18 protein-coding genes are annotated in these 17,603 nt (G+C 59.9%); 5 read left to right on the top strand and 13 right to left on the bottom strand.

The window, feature by feature from the left end:
- Positions 1 to 413: 413 nt before the first annotated feature.
- From CFII68_RS18445 to rplM, 7 genes are all read right to left on the bottom strand, one after another.
- Positions 414 to 827: a ClpXP protease specificity-enhancing factor gene (locus CFII68_RS18445; RefSeq protein ID WP_018604290.1), complete on the bottom strand. Its 414-nt coding sequence runs from the start codon at positions 825 to 827 to the stop codon at positions 414 to 416.
- 16 nt (positions 828 to 843) lie between these two features.
- The gene (locus CFII68_RS18450; protein WP_003178195.1) at positions 844 to 1,461 is read right to left on the bottom strand and encodes a glutathione S-transferase N-terminal domain-containing protein; all 618 of its coding nucleotides are present in this window, start codon (positions 1,459 to 1,461) and stop codon (positions 844 to 846) included.
- A gap of 151 nt (positions 1,462 to 1,612) precedes the next feature.
- Positions 1,613 to 2,395: a cytochrome c1 gene (locus tag CFII68_RS18455; RefSeq protein WP_018604286.1), complete on the bottom strand. Its 783-nt coding sequence runs from the start codon at positions 2,393 to 2,395 to the stop codon at positions 1,613 to 1,615.
- Positions 2,395 to 3,606: a cytochrome bc complex cytochrome b subunit gene (locus CFII68_RS18460; protein WP_014340078.1), complete on the bottom strand. Its 1,212-nt coding sequence runs from the start codon at positions 3,604 to 3,606 to the stop codon at positions 2,395 to 2,397. The genes CFII68_RS18455 and CFII68_RS18460 overlap by 1 nt, the downstream gene beginning before the upstream one ends.
- Entirely contained in the window at positions 3,606 to 4,199 is a 594-nt protein-coding gene (gene petA / locus CFII68_RS18465; protein WP_018604281.1) for a ubiquinol-cytochrome c reductase iron-sulfur subunit, read from the bottom strand. Before petA ends, CFII68_RS18460 begins: the two co-directional genes overlap by 1 nt.
- Positions 4,200 to 4,455: 256 nt before the next feature.
- Complete coding sequence (rpsI, locus tag CFII68_RS18470; RefSeq protein ID WP_003205364.1) at positions 4,456 to 4,848, bottom strand: 30S ribosomal protein S9; 393 nt, start codon at positions 4,846 to 4,848, stop codon at positions 4,456 to 4,458.
- 14 nt (positions 4,849 to 4,862) lie between these two features.
- Positions 4,863 to 5,291: a 50S ribosomal protein L13 gene (rplM, locus tag CFII68_RS18475; protein WP_003205365.1), complete on the bottom strand. Its 429-nt coding sequence runs from the start codon at positions 5,289 to 5,291 to the stop codon at positions 4,863 to 4,865.
- A 245-nt stretch (positions 5,292 to 5,536) separates the two neighbouring features.
- On the opposite strand from rplM, the gene CFII68_RS18480 reads away from it, so the two are divergent.
- Positions 5,537 to 6,577 carry an NADP(H)-dependent aldo-keto reductase gene (locus tag CFII68_RS18480; RefSeq protein WP_018604268.1) on the top strand — a complete coding sequence of 347 codons (1,041 nt, stop codon included), beginning with the start codon at positions 5,537 to 5,539 and terminating at the stop codon, positions 6,575 to 6,577.
- Between the two features lie 133 nt (positions 6,578 to 6,710).
- On the opposite strand, the gene CFII68_RS18485 is transcribed toward CFII68_RS18480, so the two are convergent.
- Positions 6,711 to 7,847, bottom strand: coding sequence for an acyl-CoA dehydrogenase family protein (locus CFII68_RS18485; protein WP_018604266.1), 1,137 nt, complete (start codon positions 7,845 to 7,847; stop codon positions 6,711 to 6,713).
- Positions 7,848 to 8,091: 244 nt separating this feature from the next.
- Here CFII68_RS18485 and CFII68_RS18490 point away from each other — a divergent pair, with 244 nt between their 5' ends.
- Positions 8,092 to 8,988 (top strand): GlxA family transcriptional regulator, encoded by an 897-nt coding sequence (locus CFII68_RS18490; RefSeq protein ID WP_177325039.1) that lies wholly within the window; start codon positions 8,092 to 8,094, stop codon positions 8,986 to 8,988.
- 193 nt (positions 8,989 to 9,181) lie between these two features.
- Here CFII68_RS18490 and zapE read toward each other — a convergent pair whose 3' ends face one another.
- From zapE to CFII68_RS18505, 3 genes are all read right to left on the bottom strand, one after another.
- The gene (gene zapE, locus CFII68_RS18495) at positions 9,182 to 10,276 is read right to left on the bottom strand and encodes a cell division protein ZapE (RefSeq protein WP_018604262.1); all 1,095 of its coding nucleotides are present in this window, start codon (positions 10,274 to 10,276) and stop codon (positions 9,182 to 9,184) included.
- A 102-nt stretch (positions 10,277 to 10,378) separates the two neighbouring features.
- A complete protein-coding gene (locus tag CFII68_RS18500; protein ID WP_018604261.1) occupies positions 10,379 to 11,734 on the bottom strand; it encodes a tryptophan--tRNA ligase in 1,356 nt (451 codons plus the stop codon).
- A 24-nt stretch (positions 11,735 to 11,758) separates the two neighbouring features.
- Positions 11,759 to 12,388: an alpha/beta hydrolase gene (locus CFII68_RS18505; protein ID WP_018604259.1), complete on the bottom strand. Its 630-nt coding sequence runs from the start codon at positions 12,386 to 12,388 to the stop codon at positions 11,759 to 11,761.
- 147 nt (positions 12,389 to 12,535) lie between these two features.
- On the opposite strand from CFII68_RS18505, the gene CFII68_RS18510 reads away from it, so the two are divergent.
- Complete coding sequence (locus CFII68_RS18510) at positions 12,536 to 12,970, top strand: YhcB family protein (protein ID WP_014340085.1); 435 nt, start codon at positions 12,536 to 12,538, stop codon at positions 12,968 to 12,970.
- Positions 12,971 to 13,234: 264 nt separating this feature from the next.
- On the opposite strand, the gene CFII68_RS18515 is transcribed toward CFII68_RS18510, so the two are convergent.
- Both CFII68_RS18515 and CFII68_RS18520 read right to left on the bottom strand, forming a co-directional pair.
- Positions 13,235 to 13,969: an OmpA family lipoprotein gene (locus tag CFII68_RS18515; RefSeq protein WP_018604257.1), complete on the bottom strand. Its 735-nt coding sequence runs from the start codon at positions 13,967 to 13,969 to the stop codon at positions 13,235 to 13,237.
- 152 nt (positions 13,970 to 14,121) lie between these two features.
- The gene (locus tag CFII68_RS18520) at positions 14,122 to 15,297 is read right to left on the bottom strand and encodes an aspartate aminotransferase family protein (protein WP_018604254.1); all 1,176 of its coding nucleotides are present in this window, start codon (positions 15,295 to 15,297) and stop codon (positions 14,122 to 14,124) included.
- A gap of 99 nt (positions 15,298 to 15,396) precedes the next feature.
- On the opposite strand from CFII68_RS18520, the gene CFII68_RS18525 reads away from it, so the two are divergent.
- On the top strand, positions 15,397 to 16,314 hold the full coding sequence (locus CFII68_RS18525) for a LysR family transcriptional regulator (protein WP_033062547.1): 918 nt from the start codon (positions 15,397 to 15,399) through the stop codon (positions 16,312 to 16,314).
- Positions 16,315 to 16,518: 204 nt separating this feature from the next.
- Complete coding sequence (locus CFII68_RS18530) at positions 16,519 to 17,532, top strand: sensor domain-containing diguanylate cyclase (protein ID WP_018604249.1); 1,014 nt, start codon at positions 16,519 to 16,521, stop codon at positions 17,530 to 17,532.
- The last annotated feature ends 71 nt before the right edge of the window (positions 17,533 to 17,603 follow it).

Here is a 17,603-nt window from a genome sequence, read left to right as displayed (position 1 = left end):
CGGCTGTTAGGCCGCCTCGCGGTGGACGCTGATCTCGGCGCCCCGTTAACCACGCCGGCCGAACGCAGGCATTGCGCAGTGGGCATCCCGGCATGGATGCCGGGATAGCCGCGCTGGGCCATGGATGGCCCTTCGCGGCGGGCCCACGGAGCAATGCCGGAGTGAGGGCACACCGAGCCTAGGCGAGGTGCCGAGTGGTGGGGCAAAAGCGTTTTGCTTACTTTTGACTGGGCCGGCTCCCGGGCTTCTCAAAAGTGAGCCGCCGTAAGGGCGGAACCCTAAGCCGCCGTTACAGCAGAAACGGATATACACACCAACCATGACACAAAAAAAATGCCCACATCTCACGATACGGGCATTTTCTTAACCAAGTCACCAAGCTTTCAAACAGCCTGTATCCGGCACATATCTACCTACTTCACCACTTTCAGACTCGGCCGCCCGCTAGGACGCGGCGGCTCGTCATCCGGTGGCGGCAGATCATCATCCGGCTCGAACTCTTCTTCGCCATCAATCGGCGCTTCCAGCTCAAACACCATGCCCTGGCCATTCTCCCGAGCATAAATCCCCAGGATCGCAGCAATAGGCACGTACAAAGTGTGCGGCACACCACCGAAGCGCCCTTCGAAGCTGACAGCATCATTATCCATGTGCAGGTGACGCACAGCGGCTGGCGACACGTTCAAGACAATTTGCCCGTCATTGGCAAAACCCTGCGGCACCTGCACCGACGGAAACTCGGCGTTGACCAGCATGTGCGGGGTGCAATCGTTGTCCACAATCCACTCGTAGAGCGCGCGGACCAGATAAGGTCGACTGGAGTTCATAGCGGCTCCCTAAGCCTTAGCGCATGTCACGTTCGACGCCAGACAGACTCGCCTGGAAAGCCTCACGCGCGAATTGGCGCTCCATATAATCAAGCAGCGGCTTGGCAGGCCGCGGCAGTTCGATACCCAGAATCGGCAAACGCCAGAGTATGGGCAATAGGCAGCAATCCACCAGACTTTGTTCCTCACTGAGGAAAAACGGCTTATCGACGAACAGTGGCGATACGCCAGTCAGGCTTTCACGCAATTCCTTGCGCGCGACGACCCGCGCCGGCTCCTTGGTCCGAGAATCCAGGATCAGATCCACCAACCCGCACCAGTCACGCTGGATGCGATGGATCAGCAAACGGCTGTTGGCACGCGCGACAGGGTACACCGGCAGTAAAGGTGGATGCGGATAACGCTCATCCAGATATTCCATCACCACGGTCGACTCCCACAAAGCCAGGTCACGATCGACCAGTGTGGGCAGGCTGCCGTAAGGGTTCACCTCGATCAGCTTCGGCGGCTGACGGCCCGCTTCAACGTAAATGATCTCGGCGCTGACACCCTTCTCTGCCAGTACGATGCGTACCCGGTGGGAATAGTGGTCGGCGGGGTCGGAGTAACAGGCCAACCGATTGGTCACGCCCATGGCGATCCTCCTCGCTTGTTGAAATTATCGAAAAACGGAAAAACGAGCGCGCCCAGAGGGCGTCTCCCGTAACACCTGGCGGGCCAGGCTCGTTACATGTCTAGAGACGCCCTTGGGCGCGCACGATTAACAGCAATGGCTTACAGCTTTATCAATGCACGTCTTTCCAGTATTCACGCTTGAGCAGGTAAGCGAATACGAAGAAAAACGCCAGGTACAGCAATACATAGGTACCGATGCGCTGATGCTCCAGCTTCACCGGGTTGGCCGAGTAGGCCAGGAAGGTCACCAGATTCTTGACCTTCTCGTCGAACTGCTCCGGCGTCAGGCTGCCGGTGTTCGGCAATACAGTCAGCTGGTCGCAGGCTTCATGCGTCAAAGCGGTGCCGGTCAGCGGATCGAATTGCTTCTTACCGTCCTCAACGATCTGAACCTGTTTGCAGCCTACCACCTGGCGACCCTGGAGGCCGACCAGAACGTTAGGCATGCCGACGTTCGGGAAGACCTTGTTGTTCACGCCCCATGGACGCGCAGGATCTTCGTAGAACGAACGCAGGTAACCATAAAGCCAGTCAGTCCCACGCACACGGGCGACCAGGGTCAGGTCCGGCGGCGCGGCGCCGAACCAGGTCTTGGCGTCCGCAGGCTGCATGCCGATGGTCATGTGATCGCCCAGCTTGGCACCGGTGAACACCACTTTCTCGAGCATCAGCTCATGAGGAATGCCCAGGTCATCGGCAACGCGCTCGTAGCGCTGGAACTTGGCACTGTGGCAACCCATGCAGTAGTTGGCGAACGTACGTGCGCCGTCCTGCATGGCCGCTTTGTCGGAAACGTCGATGTCGACTTTTTCCAGCTCCGGACCAGCAGAGGCAGAAGCAAAGGACAGTGCAGGCATAGCCGCGAGAATCAGTACAGCAAATAGCTTTTTCATCAGCCAGTCACCCTTTCCGGAACCGGTTTGGTCTTCTCGAGCCTGGTGTAGAACGGCATCAGAATGAAGTAGGCGAAGTACAGGAAGGTGCAAACCTGCGACAGCAACGTGCGTCCTGGCGTCGGCGCCAGTACACCCAGCACGCCGAGGATCACGAACGAGATGCAGAACACCACGAGCCAGATCTTGCTCAGCCAGCCTTTGTAGCGCATCGACTTGACGGGGCTGCGGTCCAGCCACGGCAGGACGAACAGCACAGCGATGGCCGCGCCCATGGCGATAACGCCCAGCAGCTTGTCCGGGATCGCCCGCAGGATCGCGTAGAACGGCGTGAAGTACCAGACCGGGGCAATGTGCTCAGGGGTCTTGAAGGCGTTCGCCTGCTCGAAGTTCGGCTTCTCGAGGAAATAACCACCCATTTCCGGGAAGAAGAACACGATGGAGCAGAAGATGAACAGGAAGACCACCACGCCGACGATATCTTTCACGGTGTAGTACGGGTGGAAGGCGATGCCATCCAGCGGTATGCCGTTCTCGTCCTTGTGCTTCTTGATGTCCACGCCATCCGGGTTGTTCGAGCCGACTTCGTGCAAGGCCAGGATGTGCAACACCACCAGGCCAAGGATCACGATCGGTAGCGCGACCACGTGCAGGGCGAAGAAGCGGTTCAGGGTAATGCCCGAGATCAGGTAGTCACCACGAATCCACTGGGTCAGGTCGTCACCGATGACCGGGATCGCACCGAACAGCGAGATGATCACCTGGGCACCCCAGTAGGACATCTGGCCCCACGGCAGCAGGTAGCCCATGAAGGCCTCGGCCATCAGCGCCAGGTAGATCAGCATGCCGAAGACCCACACCAGTTCACGAGGCTTCTGGTACGAACCGTAGAGCAGGCCACGGAACATGTGCAGGTAGACCACGATGAAGAACGCCGAAGCGCCGGTGGAGTGCAGCAGACGCAGGATCGAGCCGTACTCGACGTCGCGCATGATGTATTCGACGGAAGCAAACGCTTCTTCCGCCGACGGGGTGTAGCTCATGGTCAGCCAGACACCGGTAACGATCTGGTTGACCAGAACGAGCAGCGCCAGGGAGCCAAAAAAGTAGAAAAAGTTGAAGTTCTTCGGAGCGTAATACTTGCTGAGATGGTCTTCCCACATTTTGGTCGCGGGAAAGCGCGCATCAACCCAATCCATGAATTTGCTCATCACGCTTTCTCCGTATCGACGCCGATGACAATGATGTCGTCGGTCTCATAGGAATGCGGGGGAACTGGCAGGTTCAGAGGTGCAGGCTGCGACTTGTAGACGCGACCAGCCAGGTCGTAGTGGGAGCCGTGGCAAGGGCAGAAATAGCCACCGACCCAGTCCTTGCCCAGATCGACAGGAGCCACTTCAGGACGGAACGTTGGCGAGCAACCCAGGTGCGTACAAATTCCGATCAGCAGCAAAACCTCTGGCTTGATCGAACGCGTTTCAGGATTGACGTATTCCGGTTGGACCGAGTTCTTGGAGGACGGGTCGGACAACTGACCCTCGATCTTTTTCAGATTCCCCAGGATTTCCTCTGTACGGCGGACGATGAACACCGGCTGGCCGCGCCATTCAGCAATCATCTGCTGGCCTGGCTCGATCTTGCTGACATTCACTTTCACCGGTGCACCTGCGGCTTTCGCCTTGGCACTGGGAAACCATGACCCCACGAACGGGACCGCAGCCCCCACCGCTCCTGCAGCACCCACCACGGATGTGGCTGCTACCAGGAAGCGACGCCGGCCTGCATTCACGCCGTCATTGCTCATTCAGTCCTCTCCCATCAGCTTTGTGGCCTGTTAGATCAGGCGTCTACTAAGTAAAAATCTGAACTTATAAAAATTTTGCCGAATGGTAATGAAAAGCCCCAATTCTGACAAGGTAATTACCATGCGGCCAAACCGCCAAGCCTTGTAGTATAGGGGCTCTACGAATGTGGCAAGTTGTCACAGAGCAATTCTTTTGCCCATAAAAAAACGCCCAGCTCCGTGAGGAACTGGGCGCCTTTTGAAAGCGGAAGCGAAATTAACGCTTCGAGTACTGCGGACGCTTACGCGCTTTACGCAGACCGACTTTCTTACGTTCAACTTCGCGAGCATCGCGAGTTACGAAGCCGGCTTTGCGCAGAGCACCACGCAGAGTCTCGTCGTAATCCATCAGGGCGCGAGTGATGCCGTGGCGGATTGCGCCAGCTTGACCACTTACACCACCACCGATAACAGTGACGTAGATGTCGAATTTTTCGACGGTCTCGGTCAGTTCCAGCGGCTGACGAACTACCATGCGGGCAGTTTCGCGGCCGAAGAAGTTATCCAGGGAGCGGTTGTTGATGGAGATGTTACCAGTGCCCGGACGCAGGAAAACGCGTGCGGTTGCAGTCTTGCGACGGCCAGTGCCGTAATTTTGAGTCGCCGACATAATGAACTATTCCGTTAAAACTTCAGTTCTTGGGGCTGCTGAGCAGTATGAGGGTGAGCAGCGCCCGCATAAACCTTCAGCTTACGATACATGTCGCGACCCAGTGGGTTCTTAGGCAGCATGCCTTTAACCGCGGTCTCGATCACGCGCTCAGGGGCTTTGGCGATCAGCTTTTCAAAGTTGATCGACTTGATGCCGCCAGGAAAACCGGAGTGGGAGTAGTACATTTTGTCAGTGGTTTTAGCGCCAGTAACACGTACTTGCTCAGCGTTGATCACGACGATGTAGTCACCGGTGTCAACGTGAGGGGTGTACTCAGGCTTGTGCTTGCCACGCAGACGGCTCGCGATTTCGGTGGCCAGACGACCCAGGGTCTGACCAGCAGCGTCGACGACAAACCAGTCGCGCTTTACTGTTTCCGGTTTAGCAGTAAAAGTTTTCATTCTTTATAGCCTCAGGGGCCGCCCTGTAAATTAGACGGCGGATCTTACTGAATAGTGCGTACTTTGACAAGTCAAAGGCAGCCGGATACAGACGCTTTCGGGGGCTCGGGTCGGCGCGTCCGTTCAACGGCAAGATTCTTCGGCGGCGGCGCATCACTTCCACTGCAGAAAGAGGTGCGCAATTATGCAGATTGCGAAAAATATTTCAACCTGCTTTTATGATTGTTTTGCCCAAGGAGCTCCCGATGGACTATCGCCCGCTAGGCCGTACCGATCTGAACGTGAGTGCCCTGTGCCTCGGAACCATGACCTGGGGTGAGCAGAACAGCGAGGCCGAGGCCTTCGCCCAGATCGAACGCGCCAAGGCTGCCGGCATCAATTTCATCGACACCGCCGAGATGTACCCGGTGCCACCCAAGGCCGAAACCTACGCCACCACCGAACGCTACATCGGCAATTACTTCAAGAGTCGCGGCGACCGTGCCGACTGGATCCTGGCGAGCAAGATCGCCGGCCCCGGCAATACCATCGACTACATCCGCGACAAGAACCTCAAGCACAACCGCCGCCACATCGTCGAAGCCGTGGACGCCAGCCTCAAGCGCCTGCAGACCGACTGGATCGATCTTTACCAGCTGCATTGGCCGGAGCGCAGCACCAACTTCTTTGGTCAACTGGGCTACCAGCACAAGGCCGACGAAACGTTCACCCCGCTGGAGGAAACCCTCGAAGCCCTGGACGAACAGGTTCGCGCCGGCAAGATCCGCCATATCGGCCTGTCCAACGAAACACCGTGGGGCACCATGAAATTCCTCGCCCTGGCCGAGGCCCGTGGCTGGCCGCGGGCGGTGTCGATCCAGAACCCGTACAACCTGCTCAACCGCAGCTTCGAGATCGGCCTGTCGGAAATCGCCATTCGCGAGCAATGCGGCCTGCTGGCTTACTCGCCACTGGCATTTGGCTTTCTATCGGGCAAATACGAAAACGGCGCACGGCCCGCCAAGGGCCGCCTGACGCTGTACAGCCGCTTCATGCGCTACTTCAACCCACAATCGGAAGCAGCGTGCAGCCGTTATGTCGCCCTGGCCCGTGAACATGGCCTGGACCCGGCGCAGATGGCCCTGGCGTTCGTCACCCGGCAGCCGTTCGTGACCAGCAACATCATTGGCGCCACCACGCTGGAGCAACTGGACAGCAACATCGCCAGTTTCGAGCTGAAACTGTCGGATGAAGTGCTGGCGGGGATCGAGGCGATTCACAAGGATCAGCCGAACCCGGCGCCTTGATTGATTCATAGCCCCCATCGCGAGCAGGCTCGCTCCCACATTGGATTTATGTCTGACCACTCATTTGTGATCGACATACAACCCCTGTGGGAGCGAGCCTGCTCGCGATAGCGGCCTAACAGTCACTACGACATCAAAGCGACCGCGCAATGATCTCCTTCATGATCTCATTGGTCCCGGCATAGATCCGCTGCACCCGCGCATCCGCCCACGCCCGGGCAATCGGGTATTCCCACATGAAGCCGTAGCCGCCATGCAACTGCACGCATTCGTCGAGCACCTTGCATTGCAGGTCAGTGCCCCAGTACTTGGCCATCGCCGCCGTCGGCACGTCCAGCTTGCCTTGCAGGTGCAATTCCAGGCAGCGGTCGACGAAGACCCGGCCGATCTGGATTTCGGTGGCCATTTCCGCGAGCTTGAAACGGGTGTTCTGGAAGTCCGCGATGGATTTGCCGAACGCCTTGCGCTCGCGGGTGTAGTCCAGGGTCCATTGCAGCGCCGCTTCGGCCGACGCCAGGCCGCCGATGGCGACGGTCAGGCGCTCCTGGGGTAGCTCCTGCATCAAGTAGGCGAAGCCCATGCCGGCCTGCCCGAGCAGGTTTTCCTTCGGTACACGGACATCCTGGAAGAACAATTCCGACGTGTCCTGGGCCTTCATGCCGACTTTTTCCAGGCGCTTGCCCTTCTCAAAGCCTGGCGTACCCGCTTCCATCAGGAACAGGCTGGTGCCCTTGGCGCCGGCCTTCGGATCGGTCTTGGCGACCACGATCACCAGGTCTGCCAGGAAGCCGTTGGTGATGAAGGTCTTCGAGCCATTGATGACATATTCATCACCGTCCAGCACCGCCGTGGTCTTCACCCCTTGCAGGTCGGAACCGGCGCCCGGCTCGGTCATGGCGATGGCCGTGACCATTTCGCCAGACACCAGCTTCGGCAGGTACTTATGTTTCAGCGCTTCGCTGCCGTAATGCAGGATGTACGGCGCAACGATGTCGGAATGCAGCGAGAAGCCGATCCCCGTCAGCCCCAGGCGTCCGATCTCCTCGATCACCACCGTGCTGTAGAGAAAATCTGCGTCCAGCCCCCCATAGGCTTCAGGAAGGTGCGAGCACAACATGCCCGCCTCCCCCGCTTTGCTCCAGAGTTGGCGATCGACATGCCCCTGTTTTTCCCACTGGCTGTGGTACGGCACGGCTTCTTTTTCAAGGAAGGTTCGTACGCTGTCGCGAAACAATTCGTGCTCGGGACTGAACAGTGTTCTTGGGATCATGGCGCACCTTTGGTTATTGTCGGGCGTAGTTATCCAACAAAGCCTAAGCCTGCGGTGTGCGACAGGACACTGGACACATCCGACAAAAAATAAGACGATCCAGCCGTCTGTTGACCACTTTCCCCTATAAAAATAAAGATGAACTATGTCTATGCACGCCTCCACGCCCTTGCGGCGCGTCAGCATCCTGGCAGTCGACCGGGTCTTCGCCTCCACCCTCATGCAAGCCAAGGATTTTTTCCACCTGGCCAGCCTGCGCTATGGCAAACAACTGGGCCACGGCCTGACCCCGGCGTTTGAAACCCGGCTGGTCAGCCCCGACGGCAAACCGGTGAACAGCTTCAGCGACGTGATCATGCCGGTGGACGGTGGCCTGGAAAATACCGACGTCATCATCCTGCCGGCCTTCTGGGATGATTTCACCAGCCTCTGCCAACGTTATCCCCAGGTCTTGCCCTGGCTGCGCGCACAACACGCGCGCGGCGCAGTACTCTGCGGCGAAGCCACCGGGGTGTTCTGGCTGGCCGAGGCCGGGCTGCTCGATGGCAAGGAAGCCACCACCTACTGGCGTTTCTTCAACGCCTTCAAGGAACGCTTCCCCCAGGTATACCTGAACCAGGACAAGCACCTGACCGACGCCGACAACCTGTTCTGCGCCGGTGGCACGACCTCAGCCTGCGACCTCTACATTTACCTCATTGAACGCTTCTGTGGCGCCAACGTGGCCCAGGCCGTGGCGCGGGACATCTTGTATGAGGTGCAACGCAGCTATTCGCCGGGGCGGATCGGTTTCGGCGGGCAGAAACTGCACCAGGACGTGATCATCCTGCAGATCCAGCAATGGCTCGAAGAGCACTTCGCCGATAAATTCCGCTTCGAGGATGTTGCCCGGGAACATGGCATGAGCATCCGCAATTTCATGCGCCGCTTCCAGACCGCCACCGGTGACAAACCGCTGCATTACCTGCAACGGCTACGGATCGAAACCGCCAAGGGCCTGCTCTCCGGCAGCCGCAAGAGCATCAAGACCATCAGCTATGAAGTCGGCTACGACGACGCGAGCTTTTTCGCCCGGCTGTTCCGGCAACATACCGACCTGTCGCCGAACCAGTATCGGCAGCAGTTTCAGCAGGCGGCGTGAACCGAAACTGAATACGATCCAGTGTGGGAGCGGGCTTGCTCGCGAAAGCGGTGGGTCAGCTTGCATCGATGCTGAACATGCCGCCCTCTTCGCGAGCAAGCCCGCTCCCACAGGGTTATGCAGTGAACTGCTCAAACTCACGCGTACAAAAAAGGCCCGCAATCGCAGGCCTTTTTTGGTGTTCCGAATTTCCCTACGGCTTATGCGCCCGCGCCAGGAATTCGTGGGACTGCATCTCCAGCAAGCGACTCAAGGTCCGCTGGAATTCGAAGGTCAAGCGACCGCCGGTGTAGAGGTCCTTGAGTTCGACTTCGGCCGAAATGATCAGCTTCACGTTACGGTCGTAGAACTCGTCGACCATGTTGATGAATCGACGGGCGATGTCGTCGGTGGTGACGCTCATCTGCTCGACATTGCTCAGCAGCACGGCGTGGAAGATCTTGCCCAGTTCGATGTAGTCGTTCTGGCTGCGGGGGCCGTCGCACAGTTCGCGGAAGTCGAACCAGGCCACGTCATCGCACGTACGCACGGCGCGGATTTCGCGATTTTCGATGACCAATACATCATTTTCCACGGCCTGGGTGCATTCCGGCGTCAGGGCGCGGAAGCTCTTGCGCAGGCTCTCCTGGGCAGCGGCATCCAGCGGAAAGTGGAACAGCTCCGCTTGTTCGAGGTGACGCAGGCGGTAGTCGACGCCGCTGTCGACGTTGACGATTTCAGTGTGTTCCTTGATCAGCGCAATGGCCGGCAGGAAACGCGCCCGCTGCAGGCCGTCCTTGTACAGGCCGTCCGGCACGATGTTCGAGGTGGCGACCAGGGTCACGCCGTTCTTGAACAGCTCTTCCATCAAGGTGCCGAGGATCATGGCGTCGGTGATGTCGGAAACGAAGAACTCATCGAAGCAGATCACCCGGGTCTCGTCGGAAAATCGCTTGGCGATGAGGGTCAGCGGGTTCTTCTCGCCGCCCAGGGTCTTCATTTCCTCGTGCACGCGCTTCATGAAGCGGTGGAAGTGCGTCCGTGTCTTCTCCTTGAACGGCAACGCTTCGAAGAAGGTGTCCACCAGGTAGGTCTTGCCACGGCCCACGCCGCCCCAGAAATACAGGCCCTTGACCGGTGCCTGGTCTTTTTTTCCGAACAGTTTGCCCAACAGGCCAGGCTTGTTGTTCGCTGCCGCGACCAGGTCGTCGTACAGGCGCTGCAAATGCCGCACCGCCGTTTCCTGGGCTGCGTCGTGGAAGAACTCCGGGCGTTTCAGATCAGCTTGATATCGTTCTAGGGGCGTCATATTCGTTAGCAAGGCAACAAAAACGGGCCGTCACTGTAGCGACGGCCCAGAGGAATGGCAATCGGCCCTTATTCGGGCCGATGGTCGGGTGACGTGTCGGGATCAGTCCTGGGCAGGCGTCAAGGCAACGCGCAACGCATCGACGGCGGCATCCCGCGCGGCGCTGTCAGCAAAGGCCGGGCTATTCGCCACGCACTCGCCGTCGAGCCAGACGCTGAAACCCAGGTCGTCGCTTCGTACATCCAGCGGCTGGCCGGCTTGCAGTTGCTTGGTGACCTGGCCGGCCGCCTTGCCATCGGCAAAGTTGCGCGACAGCAACAGTTGCTCGCCGTCGGCGGACAGCAGTCGGAAGCGGAAACTGCCGTCGTCTTCGCGGAAGCTGACAAAGCGTGCAGCCTTGGCGGCTTTCTTCTTGGTGCTGGCGGCCACCTGGACCTGGCTGACAAACGAACGCAGGCCAACAGCCTCGCGCAGTTCGTTGAGGAACGGTGTAGCCACGGCCCGGGCTTTTTTCGCGCCCAGTTGCAGGATGTCTTCAAGGTCCGACGGACGCTCGATGAACTGGTGATAACGCTCACGCGCTTCACCCAGCTCGCTGTCGAGCAACTGGAACAGGCGGTTCTTGGCTTCGCCCCAACCCAGGCCTTGTAGCAGTTCGCTGCGGAACTCCGCGGACTGTCCGGCAGTGGCGAAGGCCTGGAACAGGGTGAACAGGTGCGAATTGTCCGGATCCTTGGCTTCGCCCGGGGCGCGGGAGTCGGTGACGATTCGCGAAATCGCGTCCTTCATGTCCTTGGCGCTGCTGAACAACGGGATGGTGTTGTCGTAGCTCTTGGACATCTTGCGGCCATCGAGGCCCGGCAGCGTGGCGACGCTTTCTTCGATCAGCGCCTCGGGCATGGTGAAGAACTCCTTGCCCTGGCCGAACAGGTGGTTGAAGCGCTGGCCGATGTCGCGGGCCATCTCCACGTGCTGGATCTGGTCGCGACCGACCGGCACCTTGTGGGCGTTGAACATCAGGATGTCGGCGGCCATCAACACCGGGTAGCTGTACAGCCCCATGGTGATGCCTGCGTCCGGGTCTTCGCCGGTCTCGACGTTCTTGTCCACCGACGCCTTGTAGGCGTGGGCACGGTTGAGCAGACCCTTGGCGGCGACGCAGGTCAGCAGCCAGGTCAGCTCCGGGATCTCGGGAATATCGGACTGGCGATAGAACGTCACGCGGTCCACATCCAGGCCGCCGGCCAGCCATGTAGCGGCGATTTCCAGGCGCGAACGCTGGATACGCAGCGGGTCATCGCACTTGATCAGGGCGTGGTAGTCAGCCAGGAAGTAGAACGAATCGGCGTTGCTGTCGCGGCTGGCGAGGATCGCCGGACGGATGGCGCCGGCATAGTTGCCCAGGTGCGGGGTGCCGGTGGTGGTGATGCCGGTCAGGATACGGGTACGCGTCGTCATGGGTTATCGCTTGTCAGACTGCTGTCAATTCGAGAGGCGCGGCAGGATCAGATCCTTGAGATCGGTCAGCTTGCCATGAAAAAAGTGTCCGCATTCTGCCACTTTCAGCAGCTCATGGGGGCGTTGGAGCGTGTCGGACCATTCGTAAACCCGTTGCGGATCGACCACTTCGTCGGTTTCCGGCTGGATCACGGTCAACTCGCCACCTGTCGGCAAGGGCGACTGCTCGTCCAGGCGCATCACCGCCGGGGCCACCATGAACAGGTGCTTGACCGGCTGGCCCTGGGCTTCCAGGCGCCCGCCCAGACTGGCGGCGACAAAGCCGCCAAAGGAAAAACCGAACAGGGTCAGCGGCAATTGCGGGTATTTTTCCCGCAGCCATTGGGCGACAGCCTGGGCGTCGTCCACTTCGCCGGTGCCCATGTCATGAGTGCCGGCACTGGCACCCACGCCACGATAATTGAAACGCAACGTAACCAGGCCAGCATCGCGGGCAGTGCGTTGCAGGGTCGAGACCACTTTGTTGAGCATGGTCCCGCCCTGCACCGGGTTCGGGTGGCAGATCAGCGCCAGGCCACGGGGAGCCTCGCTGTCCAGGTACAAGGCTTCCAGTTGGCCCACCGGGCCATCGATGACTACAGGGGTTTCGCGCATAAGCAAGGGAAAGAACTCCGTGACCTCGAATTGGGTCGACTCGTCTAGCTAAAGTCTGTGCCTGGCATGATTGCGATGTTCTTCGCGGTATACAGCGCAGGTCCGAGCCGTTAACGTAAAGCAAAGCCGTTTATAGAGGAAGGACTCGTGGAACACTCGCTCTTAGTTTGGTTGTTGCCGACTCTTGCCCTGGTTGCCGGTGTCGCCATTGGATTCCTGCTTGCCCGACTGCTGCCCAACGCGGTGCCCAACAGCACGCAACGTCAGCTGGACGACATCCAGGAACGTTTCGACAGTTATCAGAATGAAGTGGTCACCCACTTCAACAGCACCGCGTCCCTGGTGAAAAAACTCACCCAGAGCTACCAGGAAGTCCAGGATCATTTGTCCGAGGGTGCCAATCGCCTGGCCCTGGACGAGCAGACTCGCCAACGCCTGTTGGCCGCCCTGCAAGCCGATTCGGCACAGACGCCACGGGAACGCCTGACCCCGCCAAAGGATCAGGAACCGCCCCGGGACTACGCCCCCAAGGCCCCGAATTCGCCCGGCATGCTCGATGAGCATTACGGTTTGAAGAAGTAATCTCCAGGCAACACCTAAAAGCCCGCCCGATCACATGATCGGGCGGGCTTTTTTATTGCCTCAAGAAAATCCCCCTCTGGGAGCGAGCTTGCTCGCGATGACGCCGGCACATCCAACATCACCGTCTCAGACACACCGCCATCGCGAGCAAGCTTTGCTCCCACAAATCTCCTCACCACAAGGGGCTGCATCAGGCGGATAGAAACTGACTGACAAAAAAAGGGCCCTGTTTCCAGAGCCCCCTTTTCATTTACCGCCCAGCGCTTACGGATACTGCTGGTAAGTCTGGCCCTGCTGCTGCGGCGCCTGGTACTGCTGGCCGGGAATGGCCTTGAGGTTGACCTCGACACGACGGTTTTGCGCACGGCCATTGACGTCGGCGTTGCTGGCCACCGGGTTGTCCGGGCCGGCGCCACGGGCCGACAGGTTGGCACCGCTCACGCCCTGGGACGTCAGGTAGGTCGCCACGCTCTGCGCACGACGCTGGGACAGGTCCATGTTGTGCTGGCGGCTGCCGGTGCTGTCGGTGTAGCCGACGATTTCGATCTGGTTCTGGTTGAACTCCTTGAGGGAGTTGGCCAGGTTGTTCAGCGGCTGGTAGAAGCTGGAGGCGATGTTCGCCGAGTCGGTGGCGAAGGTGATGTTGCCCGGCATGATCAGCTTGATCTGGTCGCCCTGGCGCTGCACTTCAACGCCGGTATTGGCCATGCTCGCGCGCAGCTTCTTTTCCTGCTGGTCGGCGTAGTAGCCGTAACCGGCCGCGGAAGCCCCCACCACCGCTGCACCGATCAACGCACCCTTGCCACGGTTATCGTGACCGATGGCCGCACCGGCCAACGCACCCGCCAGTGCACCGAGGCCGCCGTACTTGGCGGTTTTGCTCATGCCCGACGATTCGGTAGAGGCCTGGCCCTGGTTGTCATAGGGGTTGGGCGACGCACAGCCGGACAACAAGGCCACGGCAGTTGCGACAACGATCAAGCGACGCGAGGTGAACATGAAGATGCTCCTGGGTTTTCAGTCTGAATGCCAAAGTGTAGGCAATCGACTCTGGCAGGCGTTGGAACGCGGCAATCGTTAAAAATTCCGTCGCGCTGCGTCGCGCTTCGCCCGGCTGACCCATAAGAACTCGTCGTCCGGGCGAACGCCCCTCACCCCTGCGCCAGACAGCGGCTCACGCCCCGGACAATCATCTCCACTTCCCGTCCATCGATCGTCAACGGCGGCAGCAGGCGGATGGTCTGGCCCCGAGTGATATTGATCAGCAGGCCGTGGTCCCGGGCGGCGCGAAGGGCCAAGTCGCGGACCGGTTGCTTGAGTTCGATACCGATCATCAAACCCTGGCCGCGAATCGCCAAGACATTCGGATTGTCCGCCAACTCGGCCCGCAGCCGGCTCAGCAACTGTTGGCCCTGATGCCTGGCGTTGTCCACCAGCGCTTGTTGCTCAATGATGTCCAGCACCGTGCAGCCGACCCGACAGGCCAGCGGATTACCGCCGAACGTACTGCCATGGCTGCCAGGGGTAAACAGCTCGGCTGCCTTGCCCCGCGCCAGGCAGGCCCCAATGGGCACGCCGTTGCCCAGGCCTTTGGCGAGGGTCATGACGTCCGGCACGATGCCCTCGTGCTGGAACGCGAACCATTGGCCGGTACGGCCGATGCCGGTCTGGATCTCATCGAGCATCAACAGCCAGGCGCGCCGGCTGCACAACTGCCGCAAGGCCTTGAGGTAACCCGGCGGGGCGATTTGCACACCGCTCTCGCCCTGGATCGGCTCCACCAGTACCGCGACGATGCGCTCGGCATGAGCCTGCTGGATCGCTTCCAACGCCGCGAGATCGCCGAACGGCACCTTGATGAAATCCCCCGGCAACCGGTTGTAGCCCAGCCGCACGGACGGGCCGTCACTGGCGCACATCGTGCCCAAGGTGCGCCCGTGGAACGCATTGTCCATGACCACCACCAACGGCTGCTCGATGCCCTTGTGCCAACCATAGAGGCGTGCCAGTTTCAGTGCGGTTTCGTTGGCCTCGGCGCCTGAGTTGTTGAAAAACGCCCGCTCCAGCCCCGACAGCTGAGTGAGCTTTTGCGCCAGGCGTTGTTGCCAATCGATGCTGTACAGGTTGGACGTGTGCAACAGCAGGCCGGCCTGCTCGCTGATGGCAGCCACCAGCCGCGGGTGAGAGTGGCCGACATTGGTCACCGCCACGCCCGCCACCGCATCGAGGTATTCGCGGCCGTCCTGGTCCCACAGGCGCGTCCCCAAGCCATGGGTGAAACTCAGCGCCAGGGGTTGGTAAGTGGTCATCAGGCAGGCAGCGGTCATGGCATCAAGCTCCATTTGGTTGGTTTTTTCCAGTATGGTTAGCCACCAAGGCTGGATAAACGCTGCTTTACTTCAATCATTTAAAAGCCGAGCTTGATAATGGATTTATTCCAGGCGATGACCGTTTACGTGAAGGTGGTCGAAACCGGAAGCCTGACGGCGGCGGCCCAGGCGTGCGAAATGTCCACCACCATGGTGGGTAATCATCTTCGTGCGCTGGAGCAACGTCTCGGCGTGCGCCTGATCAACCGTACGACGCGGCGCCAGCGCCTGACTGAGTTCGGCTCGGCCTACTACCAACGCTGCCTGGAAGTACTGGGGCTGGTGGCCGACTCCGAACGCCTGGCCGAACAGACCCAGGGCGAGCCCAACGGCACCCTGCGCATCACCGCGCCGCTGACCTTCGGCTCCGAACGCCTCGCACCGGCGCTGGCCGAATTCAGCCAGCGCTTCACCCAGGTCAAACTCGATGTGGTGCTGACCAACCAGCGCCTGGACCTGCTCGAACATGGATTCGACGTCGCTATCCGCCTCGGCCATCCCGACCCGAAACTGATTGCCCGTCCATTGGTGGACTACACCCTGACCATCTGCGCCTCCCCTGCCTACCTGGCTCGGCGCGGCACGCCGGAACAACCCGCGGACCTGCAGCAGCACGATTGCCTGTCGTTCGCCTATTCGGCAGCAGACGAATGGCGCTTCGCCCAGGATCACTGGCCGATCAACGGCCCGGACGGCGAGATCAAGGTACCGGTGAACGGACCGATGCTGATCAACAGTTCCTCGGGCCTGCATCGCGCCGCCCTGGCCGGGATGGGCGTGGTGATGCTGCCCGATGCGCTGGTGGCCCAGGACCTGAAGGATGGTCACCTGGTGACCTTGTTGCAGGGCTATCAGTTGCCCCATCGCCCAATGAGCCTGATGTACGCGCAGGATCGCTACCGCCTGCCGAAACTGCGCAGCTTTGTCGAGTTCGCGCTGGAGAAATGGGGCAAACCCCAAACCCCAGCCGAATGATGACGTAGGAGCTGCCGAGCGAAGCGAGGCTGCGATCTTTTCCCAGACACTTGAGTCCCAAGCGAAAGATCAAAGGATCGCAGCCTCGCTTCGCTCGACAGCTCCTACGTTCCAGGCGTCCCCCGCTAGTGACCCCGCACCCCATCAGCTACTCTTCCTCCTTGGACGAGCATTTTGATATCAAGGCTGATTGAGGGAACAACGATGGGAGATGCCTCGAACATCGACATGCTGCGGTTCGACCTGTCCGATCTGGACGAAGGCGTACTGCACACCATCCTGGAACTGGTCAGCGATGGCATCTGGGACTGGAATGCCAACACCGGCTTCGTCTACCGCAACCCCGGCTGGTACACGATGCTTGGCTACCTGCCCCACTCACTGGACAACACCGTGCTGACCTGGGAAAGCGTGATCCACCCGGATGACTACCCACGGGTCATGGCGTTGTTCGACGATTACCTGGAACACCGATCCCACGTCTATCAAGCCGAATACCGCTGCCGCACCCACGACGGTTCCTATATCTGGATCGAGGATCGCGGCTACGTGATCGCCCGCAACCCGGACGGCACGGTGGCGCGCATGATCGGCGCCCATCGCAGCATCGATGACAAGAAGCGCCTGTTCGAACAGCTGGAACGGCGCAACAAATCCCTGGAAGCCATCATCGAAGAACGCACCAGTGAACTGTCCCGAGTCAACCATCAGTTGCAGATCCAGCTCGACGAGAACCGCAGGCTTGCCGAAACCGACTCCCTGACGCGGGTCGCCAACCGTTATCGCCTGGATCAGGCGCTGCCACTGGCCTGTGAACGCACGCAACGTTTCCGCGAGCCGTTGTCGCTGATCGCCATGGACGTGGATGATTTCAAGGACATCAACGATCGCTACGGCCACGCCTTCGGCGACGCAGCGCTGGTGCAAGTGGTGCAGAGCGTCAAGCGCTGCGAGCGCGACGGCGATTTGCTGGTGCGTTGGGGCGGTGACGAATTCATCATGATTTTGCCCAACACCACCCTGGCCGATGCCCGCCTGCTGGCGGAAAGCATTCGCCGGGGCCTGTCCGACCTGCTGCCGGTGGGCGACTTCCAGATCACCATGAGTTTTGGCGTGGTGCAGCGGTTCGACGATGAACAGCACGCGACGTTGCTGCACCGGGCGGACCAGGCGCTGTATCGCTCCAAGCTGTCGGGCAAGAATGTGATTTGTGAATGAGCGCCGACCGTGACAACACCGCCCGCGTCCAATAGATTAGGCGACCGGAAAAAAGCTCAATGCCTTTCTCG

This window comes from Pseudomonas sp. CFII68 (assembly GCF_000416195.1).
GTDB classification, from domain to species: Bacteria; Pseudomonadota; Gammaproteobacteria; order Pseudomonadales; family Pseudomonadaceae; genus Aquipseudomonas; species Aquipseudomonas kilonensis.
Note: the sequence above shows the minus strand (reverse complement) of the source record. Positions and strands in the feature narration are given on the sequence as shown.

What these genes read in the sequence shown, in the direction of transcription:
- CFII68_RS18445 (WP_018604290.1), bottom strand. Translation starts at nt 827, where the DNA reads ATGAACTCCAGTCGACCTTATCTGGTCCGCGCGCTCTACGAGTGGATT.
- CFII68_RS18450 (WP_003178195.1), bottom strand. Translation starts at nt 1,461, where the DNA reads ATGGGCGTGACCAATCGGTTGGCCTGTTACTCCGACCCCGCCGACCAC.
- CFII68_RS18455 (WP_018604286.1), bottom strand. Translation starts at nt 2,395, where the DNA reads ATGAAAAAGCTATTTGCTGTACTGATTCTCGCGGCTATGCCTGCACTG.
- CFII68_RS18460 (WP_014340078.1), bottom strand. Translation starts at nt 3,606, where the DNA reads ATGAGCAAATTCATGGATTGGGTTGATGCGCGCTTTCCCGCGACCAAA.
- petA (WP_018604281.1), bottom strand. Translation starts at nt 4,199, where the DNA reads ATGAGCAATGACGGCGTGAATGCAGGCCGGCGTCGCTTCCTGGTAGCA.
- rpsI (WP_003205364.1), bottom strand. Translation starts at nt 4,848, where the DNA reads ATGTCGGCGACTCAAAATTACGGCACTGGCCGTCGCAAGACTGCAACC.
- rplM (WP_003205365.1), bottom strand. Translation starts at nt 5,291, where the DNA reads ATGAAAACTTTTACTGCTAAACCGGAAACAGTAAAGCGCGACTGGTTT.
- CFII68_RS18480 (WP_018604268.1), top strand. Translation starts at nt 5,537, where the DNA reads ATGGACTATCGCCCGCTAGGCCGTACCGATCTGAACGTGAGTGCCCTG.
- CFII68_RS18485 (WP_018604266.1), bottom strand. Translation starts at nt 7,847, where the DNA reads ATGATCCCAAGAACACTGTTCAGTCCCGAGCACGAATTGTTTCGCGAC.
- zapE (WP_018604262.1), bottom strand. Translation starts at nt 10,276, where the DNA reads ATGACGCCCCTAGAACGATATCAAGCTGATCTGAAACGCCCGGAGTTC.
- CFII68_RS18500 (WP_018604261.1), bottom strand. Translation starts at nt 11,734, where the DNA reads ATGACGACGCGTACCCGTATCCTGACCGGCATCACCACCACCGGCACC.
- CFII68_RS18505 (WP_018604259.1), bottom strand. Translation starts at nt 12,388, where the DNA reads ATGCGCGAAACCCCTGTAGTCATCGATGGCCCGGTGGGCCAACTGGAA.
- CFII68_RS18515 (WP_018604257.1), bottom strand. Translation starts at nt 13,969, where the DNA reads ATGTTCACCTCGCGTCGCTTGATCGTTGTCGCAACTGCCGTGGCCTTG.
- CFII68_RS18520 (WP_018604254.1), bottom strand. Translation starts at nt 15,297, where the DNA reads ATGACCGCTGCCTGCCTGATGACCACTTACCAACCCCTGGCGCTGAGT.
- CFII68_RS18525 (WP_033062547.1), top strand. Translation starts at nt 15,397, where the DNA reads ATGGATTTATTCCAGGCGATGACCGTTTACGTGAAGGTGGTCGAAACC.
- CFII68_RS18530 (WP_018604249.1), top strand. Translation starts at nt 16,519, where the DNA reads ATGGGAGATGCCTCGAACATCGACATGCTGCGGTTCGACCTGTCCGAT.